The sequence below is a fragment of the Pseudomonas sp. N40(2020) genome (genome assembly GCF_014472415.1).
Classification (GTDB): Bacteria; Pseudomonadota; Gammaproteobacteria; order Pseudomonadales; family Pseudomonadaceae; genus Aquipseudomonas.
Map to the genome: position 1 here is coordinate 98189 of NZ_JACSZV010000012.1, position 19819 is coordinate 118007.

General features: G+C 58.8%; 18 protein-coding genes and 1 pseudogene. 15 read left to right on the top strand and 4 right to left on the bottom strand.

What is annotated here, in order from left to right; genetic code table 11:
- Nucleotides 1–546 precede the first annotated feature (546 nt).
- From IAI51_RS10815 to nuoN, 13 genes are all read left to right on the top strand, one after another.
- Nucleotides 547–960 (top strand): NADH-quinone oxidoreductase subunit A, encoded by a 414-nt coding sequence (locus IAI51_RS10815; RefSeq protein ID WP_003223812.1) that lies wholly within the window; start codon nt 547–549, stop codon nt 958–960.
- Between the two features lie 10 nt (nt 961–970).
- On the top strand, nt 971–1645 hold the full coding sequence (locus tag IAI51_RS10820) for a NuoB/complex I 20 kDa subunit family protein (protein ID WP_003223809.1): 675 nt from the start codon (nt 971–973) through the stop codon (nt 1643–1645).
- A gap of 73 nt (nt 1646–1718) precedes the next feature.
- Complete coding sequence (nuoC, locus tag IAI51_RS10825; RefSeq protein WP_187678477.1) at nt 1719–3503, top strand: NADH-quinone oxidoreductase subunit C/D; 1785 nt, start codon at nt 1719–1721, stop codon at nt 3501–3503.
- Between the two features lie 2 nt (nt 3504–3505).
- Nucleotides 3506–4003, top strand: a complete 498-nt coding sequence (gene nuoE / locus IAI51_RS10830; protein WP_007920186.1) for an NADH-quinone oxidoreductase subunit NuoE — start codon at nt 3506–3508, stop codon at nt 4001–4003.
- A complete protein-coding gene (gene nuoF, locus IAI51_RS10835; protein WP_187678478.1) occupies nt 4000–5355 on the top strand; it encodes an NADH-quinone oxidoreductase subunit NuoF in 1356 nt (451 codons plus the stop codon). Before nuoE ends, nuoF begins: the two co-directional genes overlap by 4 nt.
- A 134-nt stretch (nt 5356–5489) precedes the next feature.
- Nucleotides 5490–8204: an NADH-quinone oxidoreductase subunit NuoG gene (nuoG, locus tag IAI51_RS10840; protein WP_187678479.1), complete on the top strand. Its 2715-nt coding sequence runs from the start codon at nt 5490–5492 to the stop codon at nt 8202–8204.
- Nucleotides 8201–9208 (top strand): NADH-quinone oxidoreductase subunit NuoH, encoded by a 1008-nt coding sequence (gene nuoH, locus IAI51_RS10845; protein WP_187678480.1) that lies wholly within the window; start codon nt 8201–8203, stop codon nt 9206–9208. Before nuoG ends, nuoH begins: the two co-directional genes overlap by 4 nt.
- Before the next feature lie 11 nt (nt 9209–9219).
- A complete protein-coding gene (gene nuoI / locus IAI51_RS10850; RefSeq protein WP_187678481.1) occupies nt 9220–9768 on the top strand; it encodes an NADH-quinone oxidoreductase subunit NuoI in 549 nt (182 codons plus the stop codon).
- A 9-nt stretch (nt 9769–9777) separates the two neighbouring features.
- The gene (gene nuoJ / locus IAI51_RS10855) at nt 9778–10278 is read left to right on the top strand and encodes an NADH-quinone oxidoreductase subunit J (RefSeq protein WP_187678482.1); all 501 of its coding nucleotides are present in this window, start codon (nt 9778–9780) and stop codon (nt 10276–10278) included.
- A 3-nt stretch (nt 10279–10281) separates the two neighbouring features.
- Nucleotides 10282–10590: an NADH-quinone oxidoreductase subunit NuoK gene (nuoK, locus tag IAI51_RS10860; protein ID WP_187678483.1), complete on the top strand. Its 309-nt coding sequence runs from the start codon at nt 10282–10284 to the stop codon at nt 10588–10590.
- The gene (nuoL, locus tag IAI51_RS10865; protein WP_187678484.1) at nt 10587–12440 is read left to right on the top strand and encodes an NADH-quinone oxidoreductase subunit L; all 1854 of its coding nucleotides are present in this window, start codon (nt 10587–10589) and stop codon (nt 12438–12440) included. The genes nuoK and nuoL overlap by 4 nt, the downstream gene beginning before the upstream one ends.
- A gap of 39 nt (nt 12441–12479) precedes the next feature.
- Complete coding sequence (gene nuoM, locus IAI51_RS10870) at nt 12480–14012, top strand: NADH-quinone oxidoreductase subunit M (RefSeq protein WP_187678485.1); 1533 nt, start codon at nt 12480–12482, stop codon at nt 14010–14012.
- Between the two features lie 7 nt (nt 14013–14019).
- Entirely contained in the window at nt 14020–15483 is a 1464-nt protein-coding gene (gene nuoN, locus IAI51_RS10875) for an NADH-quinone oxidoreductase subunit NuoN (protein ID WP_123529219.1), read from the top strand.
- A 67-nt stretch (nt 15484–15550) separates the two neighbouring features.
- On the opposite strand, the gene IAI51_RS10880 is transcribed toward nuoN, so the two are convergent.
- Nucleotides 15551–16018 carry a GNAT family N-acetyltransferase gene (locus tag IAI51_RS10880; protein ID WP_187678486.1) on the bottom strand — a complete coding sequence of 156 codons (468 nt, stop codon included), beginning with the start codon at nt 16016–16018 and terminating at the stop codon, nt 15551–15553.
- 325 nt (nt 16019–16343) lie between these two features.
- Between IAI51_RS10880 and IAI51_RS27930 the strand changes: the two are divergent.
- Nucleotides 16344–16448: pseudogene (locus tag IAI51_RS27930) on the top strand (transcriptional regulator); the annotation flags it as partial.
- 213 nt (nt 16449–16661) lie between these two features.
- A complete protein-coding gene (locus tag IAI51_RS10885) occupies nt 16662–17987 on the top strand; it encodes an OprD family porin (protein ID WP_187678487.1) in 1326 nt (441 codons plus the stop codon).
- Between the two features lie 334 nt (nt 17988–18321).
- Here IAI51_RS10885 and IAI51_RS10890 read toward each other — a convergent pair whose 3' ends face one another.
- The 3 genes from IAI51_RS10890 to IAI51_RS10900 form a co-directional block, all read right to left on the bottom strand.
- On the bottom strand, nt 18322–18702 hold the full coding sequence (locus IAI51_RS10890; RefSeq protein ID WP_187678488.1) for a DUF6124 family protein: 381 nt from the start codon (nt 18700–18702) through the stop codon (nt 18322–18324).
- Nucleotides 18703–19050: 348 nt separating this feature from the next.
- On the bottom strand, nt 19051–19383 hold the full coding sequence (locus IAI51_RS10895; protein WP_187678489.1) for a DUF2790 domain-containing protein: 333 nt from the start codon (nt 19381–19383) through the stop codon (nt 19051–19053).
- Nucleotides 19384–19450: 67 nt separating this feature from the next.
- Nucleotides 19451–19651 carry a co-regulatory protein PtrA N-terminal domain-containing protein gene (locus IAI51_RS10900; protein ID WP_187678490.1) on the bottom strand — a complete coding sequence of 67 codons (201 nt, stop codon included), beginning with the start codon at nt 19649–19651 and terminating at the stop codon, nt 19451–19453.
- Nucleotides 19652–19819: the final 168 nt, after the last annotated feature.

A 19819-nucleotide genomic window follows, 5' to 3' on the forward strand; every position in this document is an offset into this window, starting at 1 on the left:
CCTGAGCAAACGGCCTCTGCGGATCGAATAGAAAGCTAACCGCAGAGCCGCAAGACTGACGCCCCGACTGGTTCGGGGCGTTTTTTTGCCTGTGATGTTCCTCACCACACAAATCCCAAAGGTTCTGTGTCAGACCTTTCTGAAAAAACATTGATCCATAGCGGTATGGGCGTCAGAAAAATCAGTTAAAACAGGCGCCACCGCTACTTGCAGTAACGGGCATATAAGACAACTTCCCAACTACTGCACCGCTAAACAGTTACAAAATCACCTCAAACGATATTAATTATCATTTAGCCGCAACTATGCTCGTTACATTTCCCACAAAACATAATTCGCAGAAAACCGGCTAATGCCCGCTATGCTTGGGCTACGGGGCATCGGAGGCGCGCTATGTCCTTATTCCAATAAATAATTTCGCTATAGGAATTTTACTTGCAGGGTGTTTAGCCATAAAATCAGCGCGATTGATTGCTGCGACATATCGTCACTGCCTATTTCTTTATCAAGCTCAGAGACCTTTGCTCTCTGTTAAGGATTACCAGCATGCCCGAAGCGACAGGACTCATGGCCCACAACTGGGGCTTTGCCATTTTCCTTCTGGGTGTCGTCGGCCTGTGTGCCTTCATGCTTGGCGTCTCCAGCCTCCTCGGGTCAAAAGCCTGGGGCCGCAGCAAAAACGAACCGTTCGAGTCGGGCATGCTACCTACCGGTGGCGCCCGCTTGCGGCTCTCAGCCAAATTCTATCTGGTCGCGATGCTGTTCGTGATCTTCGATATCGAAGCCCTCTTTCTCTTTGCATGGTCTGTGTCTGTCCGCGAAAGCGGCTGGACCGGATTCGTCGAAGCTCTCGTTTTCATAGCAATTCTGTTGGCAGGTCTTGTCTACCTGTTCCGAGTGGGCGCCCTTGACTGGGCTCCGGAAGCTCGTCGCAAGCGGCAGGCGAAGCTGAAACAATGAGGCTTTGGCAATGCAATACAATCTCACCAGGATCGACCCCGATGCTCCTAACGAGCAGTATCCGATTGGCGAACGGGAAACCGTTTCCGATCCGTTAGAAGATCAAGTTCACAAAAACATTTTCATGGGCAAGCTGGAAGACGTGCTGAGTGGCGCGGTCAACTGGGGACGTAAGAACTCCCTGTGGCCGTACAACTTCGGCTTGTCGTGCTGCTACGTGGAAATGACCACTGCCTTCACGGCGCCCCACGACATCGCGCGCTTTGGCGCCGAAGTTATCCGGGCATCACCGCGCCAGGCCGACTTCATGGTTATCGCCGGTACCTGCTTCATCAAGATGGCGCCGATCATTCAGCGTCTCTACGAGCAAATGCTCGAACCGAAGTGGGTTATCTCCATGGGTTCGTGCGCCAACTCCGGTGGCATGTACGACATCTACTCCGTGGTTCAAGGGGTGGACAAGTTCCTGCCGGTGGACGTCTACGTACCTGGCTGCCCGCCCCGTCCGGAAGCATTTCTGCAAGGCTTGATGCTGTTGCAGGAATCGATTGGACAGGAGCGTCGTCCGCTTTCCTGGGTCGTTGGTGATCAAGGCGTTTATCGCGCCGACATGCCTTCGCAAAAGGAACAGCGCCGCGAACAGCGAATCGCAGTCACCAACCTGCGCAGCCCTGACGAAGTCTGATCCAGATCTGTTCTTACAAAGAAACGAGAAGCTGGTTTCATTCTTTACGTTGACCGAAAGCGAAAAAATAACCATGACTACAGGCAGTGCTCTGTACATCCCGCCTTATAAGGCCGACGACCAGGATGTGGTCGTCGAACTCAACAACCGTTTTGGCGCCGAAGCGTTCACCGCTCAGTCGACCCGCACCGGCATGCCGGTGCTGTGGGTGGCTCGCGCCAGACTCGTCGAAGTCCTGACTTTCCTGCGCAACCTGCCCAAGCCGTACGTCATGCTCTATGACCTGCACGGCGTGGACGAGCGTCTGCGCACCAAGCGTCAAGGGCTGCCGTCGGACGCCGAATTCACCGTGTTCTATCACCTCATGTCGCTTGAGCGTAATAGTGACGTGATGATCAAAGTCGCCTTGTCCGAAAGCGACCTGAGCTTGCCGACCGTTACCAGCATCTGGCCGAACGCCAACTGGTACGAGCGTGAAGTCTGGGACATGTTCGGCATCGACTTCAAAGGCCACCCGCACCTGTCGCGCATCATGATGCCGCCCACCTGGGAAGGTCACCCGCTGCGCAAGGACTTCCCGGCGCGCGCCACCGAATTCGATCCGTACAGTCTCAACCTCGCCAAGCAACAGCTTGAGGAAGAAGCCGCGCGCTTCCGTCCTGAAGACTGGGGCATGAAGCGTTCCGGCACCAATGAGGACTACATGTTCCTCAACCTGGGCCCGAACCACCCTTCGGCGCACGGTGCGTTCCGCATCATTCTGCAACTGGACGGTGAAGAGATCGTCGACTGCGTGCCAGACATCGGTTACCACCACCGTGGTGCCGAGAAGATGGCCGAGCGTCAGTCCTGGCACAGCTTCATTCCGTACACCGACCGTATCGACTACCTCGGCGGCGTGATGAACAACCTGCCGTACGTGCTCTCGGTCGAGAAGCTCGCCGGCATCAAGGTGCCCGAGAAGGTCGACGTCATCCGCATCATGATGGCCGAGTTCTTCCGGATCACCAGCCACCTGCTGTTCCTGGGTACCTACATCCAGGACGTCGGCGCCATGACCCCGGTGTTCTTCACCTTTACCGACCGCCAGAAGGCGTACACGGTGATTGAAGCCATTACCGGTTTCCGTCTGCACCCGGCCTGGTACCGCATCGGTGGTGTCGCACACGACCTGCCACGCGGCTGGGAAAAACTGGTGAAAGATTTCGTTGAGTGGCTGCCAAAACGCCTCGACGAATACACCAAGGCTGCCCTGCAAAACAGCATCCTCAAGGGTCGTACCATCGGCGTCGCCGCCTACAACACCAAAGAGGCCCTGGAATGGGGCGTCACCGGTGCCGGCCTGCGTTCGACCGGTTGCGACTTCGACCTGCGTAAAGCGCGTCCTTACTCCGGCTACGAGAACTTCGAGTTCGAAGTGCCGCTGGCCGCCAACGGCGATGCCTACGACCGCTGCATGGTTCGCGTCGAAGAGATGCGCCAGAGCATCAAGATCATCGACCAGTGCATGCGCAACATGCCGGAAGGCCCGTACAAGGCGGATCACCCGCTGACCACGCCGCCGCCGAAAGAGCGCACGCTGCAGCACATCGAAACCTTGATCACGCACTTCCTGCAAGTTTCGTGGGGCCCGGTCATGCCGGCCAACGAATCCTTCCAGATGATCGAAGCGACCAAGGGCATCAACAGTTATTACCTGACGAGCGACGGCGGCACCATGAGCTACCGTACCCGGATCCGTACTCCAAGCTTCCCGCATCTGCAACAGATCCCTTCGGTGATCAAAGGCAGCATGGTCGCGGACTTGATTGCGTACCTGGGTAGTATCGACTTCGTTATGGCCGACGTGGACCGCTAAGCATGAACAGCACGCTTATCCAGACAGACCGTTTCACCTTGAGTGAAACCGAGCGCTCGGCCATCGAGCACGAGCTGCATCACTACGAAGACCCGCGCGCGGCGTCGATCGAAGCCCTGAAGATCGTTCAGAAAGAACGCGGCTGGGTGCCGGATGGCGCCCTGTACGCAATCGGCGAGATCCTCGGCATCCCGGCCAGCGACGTTGAAGGTGTGGCGACGTTCTATAGCCAGATCTTCCGTCAGCCGGTCGGCCGACACATCATTCGCGTCTGCGACAGCATGGTCTGCTACATCGGCGGCCACGAGTCGGTGGTCAGCGAAATCCAGAACAATCTGGGCATCGGCCTGGGTCAGACCACCACCGACGGTCGGTTCACCCTGCTGCCTGTCTGCTGCCTCGGCAACTGCGACAAGGCTCCGGCACTGATGATCGACGACGACACCTTTGGTGATGTGCAGCCTGCTGGCGTTGCCAAACTGCTCGAGGGCTACGTATGACCCTGACATCTTTCGGCCCGGCCAACCGCATCAAGCGTTCGGCCGAGACACACCCGCTGACCTGGCGTCTGCGTGACGACGGCAAAGCCGTGTGGCTCGACGAATACCAGGCCAAGAACGGTTACGCCGCAGCGCGCAAAGCCTTCGCAGACATGGCCCAGGACGACATCGTCCAGACCGTGAAGGACGCAGGCCTGAAGGGTCGCGGCGGTGCAGGCTTCCCCACGGGTGTGAAGTGGGGCCTGATGCCCAAAGACGAATCCATCAACATCCGCTACCTGCTGTGCAACGCGGATGAAATGGAGCCGAACACCTGGAAAGACCGCATGCTGATGGAGCAACTGCCCCATCTGCTGATCGAAGGCATGCTGATCAGTGCTCGCGCGCTGAAAACCTACCGTGGCTACATCTTCCTGCGTGGCGAATACACCACCGCCGCCAAGCACCTCAACCGTGCCGTGGAAGAAGCCAAGGCTGCTGGCCTTTTGGGCAAGAACATCCTGGGTTCGGGTTTTGATTTCGAGCTGTTCGTCCACACCGGCGCCGGGCGTTATATCTGCGGTGAAGAAACCGCACTGATCAACTCCCTCGAAGGCCGCCGCGCCAACCCGCGCTCCAAGCCGCCCTTCCCTGCCGCCGTTGGCGTGTGGGGCAAGCCGACCTGCGTGAACAACGTTGAAACCCTGTGCAACGTGCCGGCGATCATTGCCGACGGCGTTGACTGGTACAAATCGTTGGCCCGCGAAGGCAGCGAAGACATGGGCACCAAGCTCATGGGCTTCTCCGGCAAGGTCAAGAATCCGGGCCTGTGGGAACTGCCATTCGGCGTCACCGGTCGCGAGTTGTTCGAAGACTACGCCGGCGGCATGCGCGACGGTTACAAGCTCAAGGCCTGGCAGCCAGGTGGCGCCGGTACCGGTTTCCTCTTGCCAGAACACCTCGACGCACAAATGTACGCCGGCGGCATCGCCAAAGTGGGCACCCGTATGGGTACCGGCCTGGCGATGGCGGTGGACGACAGCGTCAACATGGTCTCGCTGCTGCGCAACATGGAACAGTTCTTCGCCCGTGAGTCGTGCGGTTTCTGCACACCGTGCCGTGATGGTTTGCCATGGAGCGTCAAGCTGCTGATGGCCATCGAGAATGGCGAAGGCCAACCGGGCGACATCGAGACCCTGCTGGGTCTGGTCGGCTTCCTCGGCCCAGGCAAAACCTTCTGTGCTCACGCACCGGGTGCCGTGGAGCCGTTGGGCAGTGCCATCAAATACTTCCGTCCAGAGTTCGAAGCCGGTATCGCGCCTGTCAGCGCCGCCGTCCCGCCTCTGGCAAGCCCGATCGTAATCGGCGCGTAAACGCTTAATAAGGTGAAGGGCCCGTGCCCTTCGCCTCCTGCGATGACGCCTTTCGAGGCTGGTTTGATTCGCACGGATAACAAGATTCCATTAGCCACGCCCGCTGACACCGGGCCAACGAAGACCTTTGAACCATGGCCACTATCCACGTAGACGGCAAAGCGCTCGAAGTCGACGGGGCAGACAACCTGTTACAGGCATGTCTGTCGCTGGGCCTCGACATTCCATATTTCTGCTGGCACCCCGCGCTTGGTAGCGTCGGGGCTTGCCGCCAGTGCGCGGTCAAGCAGTACACCGACGAGAACGACACCCGTGGTCGCATCGTCATGTCCTGCATGACCCCAGCCACCGACAACACCTGGATCTCCATCGAAGATGAAGAATCCAAGGCGTTCCGCGCCAGTGTTGTCGAATGGCTGATGACCAACCACCCGCACGACTGCCCTGTGTGCGAAGAAGGCGGTCATTGCCACCTGCAAGACATGACAGTGATGACCGGCCACAACGAGCGCCGTTATCGCTTCACCAAACGTACCCACCAGAACCAGCAACTGGGCCCGTTCATTTCCCACGAAATGAACCGCTGCATCGCTTGCTACCGCTGCGTGCGTTTCTACAAGGACTACGCTGGCGGCACCGACCTCGGTGTATTTGGCGCCCACGACAACGTGTACTTCGGTCGCGTTGAAGACGGCACCCTCGAAAGCGAGTTCTCCGGCAACCTCACCGAGGTCTGCCCGACCGGTGTGTTCACCGACAAGACTCACTCCGAGCGCTACAACCGTAAGTGGGACATGCAGTTCTCGCCGAGCATCTGCCATGGCTGCTCGAGCGGTTGCAACATTTCCCCGGGTGAGCGTTACGGCGAACTGCGTCGCATCGAAAACCGTTTCAACGGTTCGGTGAACCAGTACTTCCTGTGCGACCGTGGCCGTTTCGGTTATGGCTACGTCAACCGCACCGACCGTCCACGTCAGCCACTGCTGGCCGACGGCACCAAGCTTGGCCTGGATGCTGCGCTGGACAAGGCTGCCGATCTGCTGCGCGGTCGCAACATCGTCGGTATCGGTTCGCCGCGTGCCAGCCTGGAAAGCAACTACGCGTTGCGTGAACTGGTTGGCGCCGAGCACTTCTACTCCGGTATCGAAGCGTCCGAACTGGAACGCATCCGTCTGGTCCTGCAAGTGCTCAAAGACAGCCCGCTGCCAGTGCCAAACATGCGCGATATCGAAGACCACGACGCCATCTTCGTCCTCGGTGAAGACCTGACCCAGACCGCCGCCCGTATGGCGCTGTCCTTGCGTCAGTCGGTCAAAGGCAAAGCCGAAGAAATGGCCGACGCCATGCGCGTTCAGCCATGGCTCGACGCTGCGGTGAAAAACATCGGTCAGCACGCGCTGAACCCGCTGTTCATCGCCAGCCTCGCTGAAACCAAGCTCGACGATATCGCCGAAGAATGCGTTCACGCAGCTCCCGATGATCTGGCGCGCATCGGTTTCGCCGTGGCTCACGCTCTGGACGCCAGCGCACCGGCCGTTGAAGGTCTGGACGCCGAAGCAATGGAACTGGCCAAACGCATCGCCGACGCCCTGCTCGCGGCCAAACGTCCGCTGATCATCGCCGGCACTTCGCTGGGTTCGAAAGCGCTGATCGAAGCGGCAGCGAACATCGCCAAAGCTCTGAAGCTGCGCGAGAAGAACGGTTCGATCAGCCTGATCGTGCCGGAAGCCAACAGCCTCGGTCTGGCCATGCTCGGTGGCGAATCGGTGGATGCTGCGCTGCAAGCCGTCATCGATGGCAAAGCCGACGCCATCGTCGTGCTGGAAAACGATCTGTACACCCGCACCGCCAAAGAGAAAGTCGATGCTGCGCTGAACGCCGCGAAAGTGGTGATCGTTGCTGACCATCAGAAGACTGCTACCAGCGACCGCGCGCATCTGGTACTGCCAGCCGCCAGCTTCGCTGAAGGCGACGGTACGCTGGTCAGCCAGGAAGGTCGCGCCCAGCGCTTCTTCCAGGTTTTCGATCCGCAATACCTGGACGCGAGCATTCTGGTTCACGAAGGCTGGCGCTGGCTGCACGCCCTGCGCGCCACCCTGCTGAACCAGCCGATCGACTGGACGCAACTCGACCACGTCACCGCTGCCGTTGCTTCGAGCACCGAGCAACTGGCGCGTATCGTCGACGCTGCACCGTCTGCTGCGTTCCGTATCAAGGGTCTGAAACTGGCGCGTGAGCCGCTGCGTTACTCCGGTCGCACCGCGATGCGCGCCGACATCAGCGTTCACGAACCACGCACCCCGCAAGACAAAGACACCGCGTTTGCCTTCTCCATGGAAGGTTACTCGGGCTCCGCCGAACCGCGTCAGCAGGTGCCATTCGCCTGGTCGCCGGGCTGGAACTCGCCGCAGGCCTGGAACAAGTTCCAGGACGAAGTCGGTGGTCACATCCGCGCTGGCGACCCGGGCACCCGCCTGATCGAAAGCACCGGTGATTCGCTGAACTGGTTCGCTGCCGCTCCGCGCGCATTCAACCCGGCGCCGGGCACCTGGCAAGCTGTGCCGTTCTACCACCTGTTCGGTAGCGACGAGAACTCTTCGAAAGCCGCTCCTGTGCAGGAACGCATTCCAGCGGCCTACGTTGCACTGGCCAAGTCTGAAGCGGATCGCCTTGGGGTCAACGACGGTGCACTGCTGAGCCTGAACGTGGCCGGCCAGACCCTGCGTCTGCCATTGCGTATCAATGAAGAACTGGGCGCAGGTCTGGTGGCATTGCCTGCGGGCATCGCCGGCATTCCACCGGCATTCGCCGGCGTATCCGTCGACGGTCTGCAGGAGGCAGCGCAATGACCTGGTTCACCCCTGAAGTGATCGATGTGATCCTGACGGTCATCAAAGCGATCGTGATTCTGTTGGCCGTAGTGGTCGCAGGCGCGTTGCTCAGCTTTGTCGAACGTCGCCTGCTGGGCTGGTGGCAGGACCGTTACGGTCCGAACCGCGTTGGCCCGTTTGGTATGTTCCAGATCGCCGCCGACATGCTGAAGATGTTCTTCAAGGAAGACTGGACCCCGCCGTTTGCCGACAAGGTGATCTTCACCCTGGCACCGGTTGTGGCCATGTCCGCCTTGCTGATTGCGTTCGCAATCATCCCGATCACCCCGACCTGGGGTGTAGCGGATCTGAACATCGGTCTGCTGTTCTTCTTCGCCATGGCCGGTCTGTCGGTCTACGCGGTGCTGTTCGCCGGCTGGTCGAGTAACAACAAGTTCGCCCTGCTGGGTGCCTTGCGTGCCTCGGCGCAGACCGTGTCCTACGAAGTGTTCATGGGCCTGGCCCTGATGGGCATCGTGGTGCAGGTCGGCTCGTTCAACATGCGCGACATCGTCGAGTACCAGGCGCAGAACCTGTGGTTCATCATTCCGCAGTTCTTCGGCTTCTGTACCTTCTTCATCGCTGGCGTCGCCGTGACTCACCGTCACCCGTTCGACCAGCCGGAAGCGGAACAGGAACTGGCTGACGGTTACCACATTGAATACGCCGGTATGAAATGGGGCATGTTCTTCGTCGGTGAATACATCGGCATCATCTTGATCTCGGCGCTGCTGGTCACCCTGTTCTTCGGTGGCTGGCACGGTCCGTTCGGCATCCTGCCGCAACTGTCGTTCCTGTGGTTCGCACTGAAGACCGCGTTCTTCATCATGCTGTTCATTCTGCTGCGCGCTTCCATCCCGCGTCCGCGTTATGACCAGGTGATGGATTTCAGCTGGAAATTCTGCCTGCCACTGACCCTGATCAATTTGCTGATAACCGCTGCGGTTGTGTTGTGGAACACGCCCGCGGTTGCGGTTCAGTGAGGATTTGACCCATGTTCAAATATATTAGCGACATCGTTAAGGGTACTGGTACCCAGTTGCGCAGCCTGGTCATGGTCTTTGGCCATGGCTTCCGCAAGCGCGACACCCTGCAATACCCGGAAGAAGCGGTCTACCTGCCACCACGCTACCGTGGTCGTATCGTCCTGACCCGCGACCCCGATGGCGAAGAGCGTTGCGTAGCCTGCAACCTGTGCGCCGTGGCTTGCCCGGTGGGTTGCATCTCGCTGCAGAAAGCTGAAACCGAAGACGGTCGCTGGTACCCGGACTTCTTCCGTATCAACTTCTCGCGCTGCATTTTCTGCGGTCTCTGCGAGGAAGCCTGTCCGACCACCGCGATCCAGCTGACCCCGGATTTCGAGATGGCCGAGTTCAAACGTCAGGATCTGGTGTACGAGAAAGAAGATCTTTTGATCTCCGGCCCCGGCAAAAACCCTGATTACAACTTCTATCGTGTTGCAGGTATGGCAATCGCTGGCAAGCCGAAAGGCGCTGCGCAGAACGAAGCCGAACCGATCAACGTGAAGAGCTTGCTGCCTTAAGGAAGAACGATGGAATTCGCTTTCTATTTCGCATCGGGTATCGCTGTTGTGTCCACGCTTCGCGTGGTCACCAACACCAACCCTGTGCACGCCCTGCTCTACCTGATCATCTCGTTGATCGCCGTGGCCATGACCTTCTTCGCACTCGGCGCACCGTTCGCCGGCGTGCTGGAAGTGATCGCCTACGCCGGCGCCATCATGGTGCTGTTCGTGTTCGTGGTGATGATGCTGAACCTGGGCCCCGCCGCCGTTCAGCAGGAACGCGTCTGGCTCAAGCCCGGTATCTGGGCGGGGCCGGTGATTCTCGCCGCCCTGCTGCTGGCCGAACTGCTGTATGTGCTGTTCGCTCACCAGAGCGGTCAGGCCATCGGCCACACCACCGTAGACGCGAAAGCCGTGGGCATCAGCCTGTTCGGCCCGTACCTGCTGGTGGTCGAACTCGCCTCGATGCTGCTGCTCGCCGCAGCCGTCACGGCGTTCCATTTGGGCCGTAACGAGGCGAAGGAGTAAGACATGCCTGCTATCCCTCTCGAACATGGGCTTGCCGTCGCCGGCATCCTGTTCTGCCTTGGTCTGGTCGGCCTGATGGTCCGCCGCAACATTTTGTTCGTGTTGATGAGTCTGGAAGTGATGATGAACGCCGCGGCACTGGCCTTCATCGTTGCAGGCGCCCGATGGGGCCAGCCGGATGGACAGATCATGTTCATCCTGGTGATCAGCCTGGCAGCCGCCGAGGCCAGTATTGGCCTGGCGATCCTGCTGCAACTGTATCGCCGCTTCCACACGCTCGATATCGACGCTGCCAGTGAGATGCGCGGATGAACTTAATCTTTCTGACTTTCGTATTCCCTCTGATCGGTTTCCTGCTGCTGTCGTTCTCCCGTGGACGCTGGTCGGAAAACCTTTCGGCGCTGGTCGGCGTGGGTTCCATTGGCTTGTCGGCGATTGTCACCGCCTACGTCATCTGGCAATTCAACGTCGCGCCTCCCGAAGGCGGTCACTACACCCTGGTGCTTTGGCAGTGGATGGCGGTGGAAGGCTTCAAGCCTGACTTCGCCCTCTACATCGACGGCCTGTCGATCACCATGCTCGGCGTGGTGGTTGGCGTAGGTTTCCTGATCCACCTGTTCGCCTCCTGGTACATGCGCGGTGAAGCGGGTTACTCGCGCTTCTTCTCGTACACCAACCTGTTTATCGCCAGCATGCTGTTCCTGGTCCTGGGCGATAACCTGTTGTTCCTGTACTTCGGCTGGGAAGGCGTGGGCCTGTGCTCGTACCTGTTGATCGGTTTCTACTACAGCAACCGCAACAACGGTAACGCCGCACTCAAGGCCTTCATCGTGACCCGGATCGGCGACGTGTTCATGGCCATCGGCCTGTTCATCCTGTTCCAGCAAGTGGGCACGCTGAACATCCAGGAACTGCTGGTGCTGGCACCGCAGAAATTCCAGGTCGGCGATTTCTGGATCACGCTGGCGACCCTGATGCTGCTGGGCGGCGCTGTCGGTAAATCGGCACAACTGCCGCTGCAAACCTGGCTGGCAGACGCGATGGCCGGTCCTACCCCGGTTTCGGCACTGATCCACGCTGCAACCATGGTGACCGCAGGCGTTTACCTGATCGCCCGTACTCACGGCCTGTTCACCCTGGCGCCGGACATCCTGCACCTGGTCGGCATCGTCGGTGGTGTGACCCTGGTTCTGGCTGGTTTCGCTGCTCTGGTACAGACCGACATCAAACGTATCCTCGCCTACTCGACCATGAGCCAGATCGGCTACATGTTCCTGGCGCTGGGTGTGGGTGCCTGGGATGGCGCGATTTTCCACCTGATGACCCACGCCTTCTTCAAGGCCCTGCTGTTCCTTGCTTCCGGTGCGGTGATCGTTGCCTGCCACCACGAGCAGAACATCTTCAAGATGGGCGGCCTGTGGAAGAAACTGCCACTGGCTTATGCCAGCTTCATCGTCGGCGGCGCGGCACTGTCTGCCCTGCCACTGGTCACCGCAGGTTTCTACTCCAAGGACGAAATCCTTTGGGAAGCGTTCGCCAGCGGCAACCACGGTCTGCTCTATGCAGGTCTGGTGGGTGCGTTCATGACGTCGCTGTACACCTTCCGCCTGATCTTCATCGCGTTCCACGGTGAAGCCAAGACCGAAGCCCACGCCGGTCACGGCATCGCTCACTGGCTGCCACTGTCGGTGCTGATCGTGCTGTCGACTTTCGTCGGCGCCATGATCGTTCCACCGCTACACGGCGTACTGCCTGAGAGCGTTGGCCATGCCGGTGGCGAAGCCAAGCACAGTCTGGAAATCGCGTCGGGCGCCATCGCCCTGGCCGGTATCCTGCTGGCGGCCCTGCTGTTCCTCGGCAAGCGTCGCTTCGTGACGGCAATTGCCAACAGCGGCATCGGCCGTTTCCTTTCGGCCTGGTGGTTCGCTGCCTGGGGCTTCGACTGGATCTACGACAAACTGTTCGTCAAGCCGTACCTTGCGATCAGCCACATCCTGCGCAAAGACCCGCTCGACCAGACCATCGGTCTGATCCCGCGTATGGCCAAGGGTGGTCACACTGCCCTGAGCCGCACCGAGACCGGTCAACTGCGTTGGTACGCTGCTTCGATGGCTGCTGGTGCCGTGCTGGTTATTGGCGCCATCGTGCTGGTAGCGGTCTGATATGAACCTTGCGAATTTGCGAAAGGAAACGAGCCCGTCATGATTCTGCCTTGGCTAATCCTGATCCCCTTCATCGGCGGCCTGCTGTGCTGGATGGGTGAGCGCTTCGGCGCTACCCTCCCCCGCTGGATTGCGCTGATCACCATGTCCCTGTTGCTCGCGATCGGCCTCTGGCTGTGGGCGACCGGCAACTATTCATTTGCCCCGGCGCCTGGCGCCGATCCGACCTGGGCGCTTGAGTTCAAGCACATCTGGATCGAGCGTTTCGGCATCAGCGTGCACCTGGCCCTCGACGGCCTGTCGCTGTTGATGATCCTGCTGACCGGTCTGTTGGGTATCCTCTCGGTACTGTGCTCGTGGAAAGAGATTCAACGTCACGTTGGCTTCTTCCACCTGAACCTGATGTGGATCCTGGGCGGCGTTGTCGGCGTGTTCCTCGCCCTCGACCTGTTCATGTTCTTCTTCTTCTGGGAAATGATGCTGGTGCCGATGTACTTCCTCATCGCGCTCTGGGGTCACAGTTCTTCGGACGGCAAGAAAACCCGGATCTACGCAGCGACCAAGTTCTTCATCTTCACTCAGGCTTCCGGCCTGATCATGCTGGTGGCGATCCTCGGTCTGGTGCTGGTCAACTTCAACAACACTGGCGTGATTACCTTCAACTACGCCGACCTGTTGAAAACCAAGATGTCGATGACCACCGAGTACATTCTGATGCTCGGCTTCTTCATCGCCTTCGCGGTCAAGCTGCCCGTCGTACCGTTCCACTCCTGGTTGCCTGACGCTCACGCCCAGGCGCCGACCGCTGGTTCCGTCGACCTCGCCGGTATCCTGCTGAAAACCGCTGCCTACGGCCTGCTGCGTTTCGCCCTGCCGCTGTTCCCGAACGCTTCGGCCGAGTTCGCGCCGATTGCCATGACCCTCGGTCTGATCGGGATCTTCTACGGTGCGTTCCTGGCGTTCGCACAAACCGATATCAAGCGTCTGATCGCCTTCTCGTCCGTTTCCCACATGGGCTTCGTGTTGATCGGCATCTACTCCGGTAGCCAACTGGCGCTGCAAGGTGCCGTGATCCAGATGCTCGCGCACGGTGTGTCGGCAGCGGCACTGTTTATCCTCAGCGGTCAGTTGTACGAGCGTCTGCACACTCGTGACATGCGTGAGATGGGCGGGCTGTGGTCGCGTATCGCTTACCTGCCGGCGATCAGCCTGTTCTTCGCAGCCGCTTCGCTGGGCTTGCCAGGCACCGGTAACTTCGTCGGCGAGTTCCTGATCCTGATCGGTTCTTTCGCCAGCTGGCCTTGGATCACCGCGATTGCCACCTCCGGTCTGGTGTTCGGTTCGGTCTACTCGCTGATCATGATCCACCGTGCGTATTTCGGCCCGTCCAAATCGGATTCGATCCTGCACGGCATGGACGCTCGCGAACTGATCATGGTGCTAGGCCTTGCGGTGCTGCTGATTTACCTCGGCGTCTACCCGCAACCGTTCCTCGACACTTCTGCCGCCACGATGCATGGCGTACAGCAGTGGCTCGGCACCGCCTTCACTCAACTCGCTTCGGCCCGGTAAGAGCGCTATGGAATTCACGATTCAACACTTTATTGCGCTTGCGCCACTGTTGATCACCAGCCTCACCATTATCGTGGTGATGCTGGCAATCGCCTGGCGCCGCAACCACTCGCAGACGTTCCTGATCTCGGTGGCCGGTCTGAACCTGGCCTTGCTGTCGATCCTGCCAGCCCTGAAAGTCGCGCCTCTGGCCGTGACCCCATTGCTGCAGATCGACACCTTTGCCTGCCTGTACATGGCGCTGATCCTGGTCGCCACCCTCGCTTGCGTCACCCTCGCCCACGCCTATTTGGGCGATGGCGGTTCGGGTTACCCGGGCAACCGTGAAGAACTGTACCTGCTGATCCTGATGGCCGCTGCCGGTGGTCTGGTTCTGGTCAGCGCGCAGCACCTGGCCGGCTTGTTCATCGGTCTGGAACTGCTGTCGGTGCCGGTCTACGGTCTGGTGGCTTATGCCTTCTTCAACAAGCGTTCGCTGGAAGCCGGTATCAAGTACATGGTGCTGTCGGCCGCCGGTTCCGCGTTCCTGCTGTTCGGTATGGCGCTGCTTTACGCAGACGCCGGTTCGCTGAGCTTCGTCGGTATCGGTCAGGCACTGGCTGCCACTGGTCTGCCTAGCCCGCTGGCACAATTGGGCCTGGGCATGATGCTGATCGGTCTGGCGTTCAAGCTTTCGCTGGTACCGTTCCACCTGTGGACGCCGGACGTCTACGAAGGTGCTCCGGCACCGGTCGCAGCGTTCCTCGCGACCGCGTCGAAAGTGGCAGTGTTTGCGGTGATGGTGCGTCTGTTCCAGATCTCCCCTGCTGCAAGCAGTGGCGTACTGAGCGACGTGCTGAGCGTGATCGCCGTCGCCTCGATCCTGTTCGGTAACCTGCTGGCCCTGACCCAGAGCAACCTCAAGCGTCTGCTCGGTTACTCGTCCATCGCGCACTTCGGCTACCTGCTGATCGCACTGGTGGCGAGCAAGGGTCTGGCGGTGGAAGCCATCGGCGTTTACCTGGTCACCTACGTGATCACCAGCCTTGGCGCGTTCGGTGTGATCACTCTGATGTCCTCGCCGTACAACGGCCGTGACGCAGACGCCCTGTACGAGTACCGCGGCCTGTTCTGGCGCCGTCCGTACCTGACCGCCGTACTGACCGTGATGATGCTGTCCCTGGCCGGTATCCCGCTGACCGCAGGCTTCATCGGCAAGTTCTACATCATCGCCACCGGTGTCGAGTCGCACCAATGGTGGCTGGTCGGGTCCTTGGTACTGGGCAGCGCCATCGGCGTCTTCTACTACCTGCGCGTGATGGTCACCCTGTACCTGATCGAGCCAAACCTGCGCCGCCACGATGCGCAACTGCACTGGGAACAGAAGGCAGGCGGCGTGATGCTGCTGGCCATCGCCCTGGTTGCGTTCTTCCTCGGCGTTTACCCACAGCCATTGCTGACCCTGGTTCAGCAGGCGGGTCTGGCGGGCTGATAGCTCGGCTGGAACTGGCTACAAACGGAAACGGCACCTTCGGGTGCCGTTTTTGTTTTTGTGATGTTTATCGCAACGCTTTCACCATTGGCACGCACGCCAGTTGCAAGCCTGAAGGCGATTGATAAATCGCACTCCCCTCCCCGATGTAACCGCAACGCCGGTAAAAATCGACAGCATTCAACGTCGCGTCCAGACAGACCTCTGTCAGCCCCAGCGCCCTCGCCAGATCTTCAAGAAAGTGCAGAACCTGTTTGCCCAGTCCGCGCTGCATGAAATCCGGATGAATGAAGATTGCGCCGATTTCACGGTGCTCCAGATCAAGCATTCCGGTTGCCACGGGCTCGCCCTCAACGCAACCCAGATAGAAGTGCTTTTCCATAAGCGTGTCGTAACCGTCCTCAGCCGATCCCTTGGTCCAGTCGTGCATTTGCTGCTCGGTGTAGGCACCGATGCATTGATGCCTGATCGCCAAGCGTCGTATGTCGAATGCGGTTTGGGCGTCATTCGCGGTGGCTCTTCTGATGTCGAACATTTCTCTCTCCATGAGCCATGTGCAGACGGGGAACGAAAAAGCCCCGTCCATTTCTGGCGGGGCTTCGGAAACACGTCAAATGACAAACACGTATGACCTTATGGCCCGCCGGAAGCGGTCATCGAGGCGCACATCATGTTCATTCGGTGGTGGGCAGTCATGATCGGATAGTGCTGTGGATTGTTCCGACACGTCAATTGCGAAGTCTCTTTGTTGCTCTACCGAAAGCTCTTGCAAGAAGGTCAGGTTCGTCCTACAGCCAGAATTGAGGCACTTCTCTATCCTCAGTAATTGCTGAAAAGATCAATCGAGGCACGGAGGAAAAATGAAACGAGACATTTTTTCCGAACTACTGGACGGCTTGAAATCCTTGGCAGATGAGCGCGAAGGCAAAGTCAAACTACGGACCACCAAGCTTCATCTGGTAAAGGATTCCGATAAAAGCGAGGAAACAAACAATCCCACACACAGATTGAGTTCAAACCTAACGCACATGACGAAATTGTAATTCCCTCATCACCTTGGCGTTATCCGCAGCTTGCAACGATGTCACCCGGCGACCATGCCGGCGGGCGCTTGCCCGTCGAACAATAAAACCCACGCCGAAGCACGTTCCCGTTCTGCCGAACCCAAGGAGTGTTTGATGGTTAACAATACAAAAATGTCGATGGCCGCTTTAGCGGTGGTGGTCGGCTCCGGGCCGTCCATGGTGTTTGCAGAAGAGAAAGCCGAAGGCTTTATCGAAGGCAGCAGCCTGACGGTGCTAAACCGTAACTTCTACTTCAATCGTGATCACCGCAACGGCGAGTCCAGCCCGACCGGCAACGGTTATTCCGAAGCCTGGTCGCATGCGGTGATCAGCAAGTTCGAATCCGGCTTTACCCAAGGCACTGTCGGGGTCGGTGTTGATGCGTTTGCGATGATCGGCTTGAAACTCGACACCGGTGGTGGGCGCAACGGTGGCCGTAGTTCGTTTGATGTGCTGCCGGTCAACAGTGACGGCGAGGCGCGGGATGAATACACCAAGGTCGGTGGCGCCGCGAAAGTGCGGGCATTCGATACGGTGGTCAGGGTCGGTGATGTATTCCCGGCCAACCCGGTAGTAGCGGCCGGCGACTCGCGTTTGCTGCCGGAAAGCTTTCGCGGCGTGACAGCGACCAACACCAGTATTGAAGGTCTATCGGTTCAGGGCGGTCGACTGCATGCGATGAGCCAACCGGTGTCCAGCGACATGCGCGAGAACTTCGCGACCTTCTATGCCGGCCCGGTCAATTCGCCATGGATCGCTTATGGTGGCGGCGACTATGTGCTGAACAAAAACCTCAGTTTCAGCCTGTATTCCAGCCGCCTCAAGGACGCCTGGAATCAGTACTACGCTGGCACCGCGTGGACGTATCCGCTGTCGGATGACCTGTCGCTGTTCGGTGGTTTGAATTACTACAAGGCTGTCGACGAAGGCAAGCAACTGCTCGGGGAGTTCGACAACAACATCTGGAGCGGCCGTGCCGGGGTGAAATTCGGCGCGCATTCCGTCGCCCTCTCGCATCAGCGCAACAACGGTAACGACGACTTCGATTACCTGCGCCAGTCCGATTCGATCTTCCTCGACAACTCCATCCAGTACAGCGACTTCAACTCGCCGAAAGAACGTTCATGGATGGTGCGCTACGACCTCGACATGACCACCTATGGCGTGCCCGGTTTGTCGTTCATGACCCGTTACGCGCGCGGTACGGACGCCGACTATTCCAACGCCAACGCCGTGTACATGCGCCGCGATGGCGACGGCAATCCATTGACCGACCAGAAGCGTTGGGAGCGAAACATCGAAGTGAAATACGTGGTGCAGAGTGGTTCGTTGAAGGACATGTCGTTGCGCTTGCGCCAGGCCACCACTCGCGCCACGGCATTCGAGTCGGACCTGGATGAAGTGCGGGTGATTGTCGAGTATCCGTTGGCGATTCTCTGAGTTTACGAGCAATGCACATTCACCTTTAGAAGCTCCTTGCTCCTTTGGAAAGAGGTGAATTTTTTGGCGTCCTTTGGGGCGCCTTTTTTTGTTTTGCGTTTGCCTTGGCATTGTTTTCCAAAGCTGGAAACAGCCCTCCCCCAGAGGGAGAGGGAACTGACCTAGGTGATTGTTGAAGATACATCGACCTGGAAAACCGAGTCGTACTCAGATTTTGAAAGGCTTGAAGATCTGCTCCCTTTCCCCATCGCCCCCTTGGGGGAGAGGGCTGGGGTGAGGGGGAAGGATCGTGAGAGCAACACAAAAACAACAGATAAAACTCGAGCCTCGGCGACTACGCTGCCGGGTCGACGTTATCCAATGCTCTGTTCACCGCCAGTTCACCAAGCATCACCACTTGCGCGATCCCCAGCAACGTCTTGCGATGCGTGCCTTGCAGCTGCGCGGCGAAGTCGCCGAGCATGACACTGGCCGAGCCCAGGGACTCGCTGGCGTTGGCCAGCAGGGATTCGGTGTCGGCCTTCGGATTGACCTGGAACATCTGGTTCTGGACGTAGGGCGTGGCCATGATGGCGGCCGTGGGTTTGAGGTAGAAGTCGAGGGCGCGGTCGGCGGCTTCGTGGAGTTTGCGGGTGTCTTCAGAAACGTAGGGAGACGTTGTAGTGGCGTCCGCAGGAATGGTTTTTTCGGGCGGATTGGGTGTTGGCTTTTTCATGGTGTAACTCCGGTGTGGTGATGGAGCTGGCCCATTCGGTTCCAATCGAAGGGGTGGCAGCTGTACGCAGGTTGGAACCCGGGCCACCAAAAAACCCGACAGACTCGAAGTCTCCTGCGCACAGCCGCCATAACGGAGTGCACACCATCAAGGTGCGCAAGCATACGTCATGAAAGCCGATTTTGCGCTTTCGGGGGTTCCGGGGTTCCAATCCAGATCGCTGAATTGGCAGCGACGTTCACACACTAGAGAGCCGACGTCCGACGGACAACCTGAAAACATTGTGGGAAGGTTCTGCAATTTACCTACACACTTAAACATCACGAATTGAAATACCAACTGTAGCCCTCACCCACCGCGCTTACGGCAATCCCCCGCCACGGTGTATTTAATGGTGTTGAGCTGGCCTTTGGAGTCCTCATAAGTCATCGCCGCAGGCACTACCGCGCAAGTCACGGGCGAACGCACAACACTCACCACGTTCACCACATCCAGCTTCATCCCGTACGCGTACTCCTTGATCACCGGCGCTGCTTTACCCTTGTTGGCGGCGTACTCTTCCATGGCTTTGCCGTTGGCACTCAACGCCCTGTCAAACGTGCGGTCACCGCCGCCTTCAGCCAACACATTCAGCGACGTCGCCATCACCCCGGCGAACGCCATCCACTGGATCAACTTCATGTTTATTACCTCCATAAAAAAGCCCGGCATCGATGCGCGATGACGGGCTTGATCAAGTGCGACACACTTACAGGTCTTGGGTTTTTTCGTCTTTCTTATCGTTGACGACGACCGGATCGCGAGCCTGTTCCCGGGCGACAAACAGCTCTACAGAGCGGTCGTTGGCGGTCATCATTTTTTCGAAAGTGCGGTCACCGCCACCTTCGGCCATGGCCAAAGAAGACATCACCAGAGCGGCTGCAAAGGCACTGATTTTTACCAATTTCATGTTTGATTCCTCGTTTAAGTAGCTGACGGGATCAAGGTAACAATCCGAACCTATCGTGACGGTGGCGAGGGGATTACATATTCGTAATGTGTACGCAAATCGAAACCTGTAGGAGTGAGCCTGCTCGCGATGGCGGCGGGTCAGTCAATGCACATTTGACTGATAGAC

Excerpts from the sequence above, each read along its gene's own strand:
- IAI51_RS10815 (WP_003223812.1), top strand. The coding sequence starts at position 547 with ATGCCCGAAGCGACAGGACTCATGGCCCACAACTGGGGCTTTGCCATT.
- IAI51_RS10820 (WP_003223809.1), top strand. The coding sequence starts at position 971 with ATGCAATACAATCTCACCAGGATCGACCCCGATGCTCCTAACGAGCAG.
- nuoC (WP_187678477.1), top strand. The coding sequence starts at position 1,719 with ATGACTACAGGCAGTGCTCTGTACATCCCGCCTTATAAGGCCGACGAC.
- nuoE (WP_007920186.1), top strand. The coding sequence starts at position 3,506 with ATGAACAGCACGCTTATCCAGACAGACCGTTTCACCTTGAGTGAAACC.
- nuoF (WP_187678478.1), top strand. The coding sequence starts at position 4,000 with ATGACCCTGACATCTTTCGGCCCGGCCAACCGCATCAAGCGTTCGGCC.
- nuoG (WP_187678479.1), top strand. The coding sequence starts at position 5,490 with ATGGCCACTATCCACGTAGACGGCAAAGCGCTCGAAGTCGACGGGGCA.
- nuoH (WP_187678480.1), top strand. The coding sequence starts at position 8,201 with ATGACCTGGTTCACCCCTGAAGTGATCGATGTGATCCTGACGGTCATC.
- nuoI (WP_187678481.1), top strand. The coding sequence starts at position 9,220 with ATGTTCAAATATATTAGCGACATCGTTAAGGGTACTGGTACCCAGTTG.
- nuoJ (WP_187678482.1), top strand. The coding sequence starts at position 9,778 with ATGGAATTCGCTTTCTATTTCGCATCGGGTATCGCTGTTGTGTCCACG.
- nuoK (WP_187678483.1), top strand. The coding sequence starts at position 10,282 with ATGCCTGCTATCCCTCTCGAACATGGGCTTGCCGTCGCCGGCATCCTG.
- nuoL (WP_187678484.1), top strand. The coding sequence starts at position 10,587 with ATGAACTTAATCTTTCTGACTTTCGTATTCCCTCTGATCGGTTTCCTG.
- nuoM (WP_187678485.1), top strand. The coding sequence starts at position 12,480 with ATGATTCTGCCTTGGCTAATCCTGATCCCCTTCATCGGCGGCCTGCTG.
- nuoN (WP_123529219.1), top strand. The coding sequence starts at position 14,020 with ATGGAATTCACGATTCAACACTTTATTGCGCTTGCGCCACTGTTGATC.
- IAI51_RS10880 (WP_187678486.1), bottom strand. The coding sequence starts at position 16,018 with ATGTTCGACATCAGAAGAGCCACCGCGAATGACGCCCAAACCGCATTC.
- IAI51_RS10885 (WP_187678487.1), top strand. The coding sequence starts at position 16,662 with ATGGTTAACAATACAAAAATGTCGATGGCCGCTTTAGCGGTGGTGGTC.
- IAI51_RS10890 (WP_187678488.1), bottom strand. The coding sequence starts at position 18,702 with ATGAAAAAGCCAACACCCAATCCGCCCGAAAAAACCATTCCTGCGGAC.
- IAI51_RS10895 (WP_187678489.1), bottom strand. The coding sequence starts at position 19,383 with ATGAAGTTGATCCAGTGGATGGCGTTCGCCGGGGTGATGGCGACGTCG.
- IAI51_RS10900 (WP_187678490.1), bottom strand. The coding sequence starts at position 19,651 with ATGAAATTGGTAAAAATCAGTGCCTTTGCAGCCGCTCTGGTGATGTCT.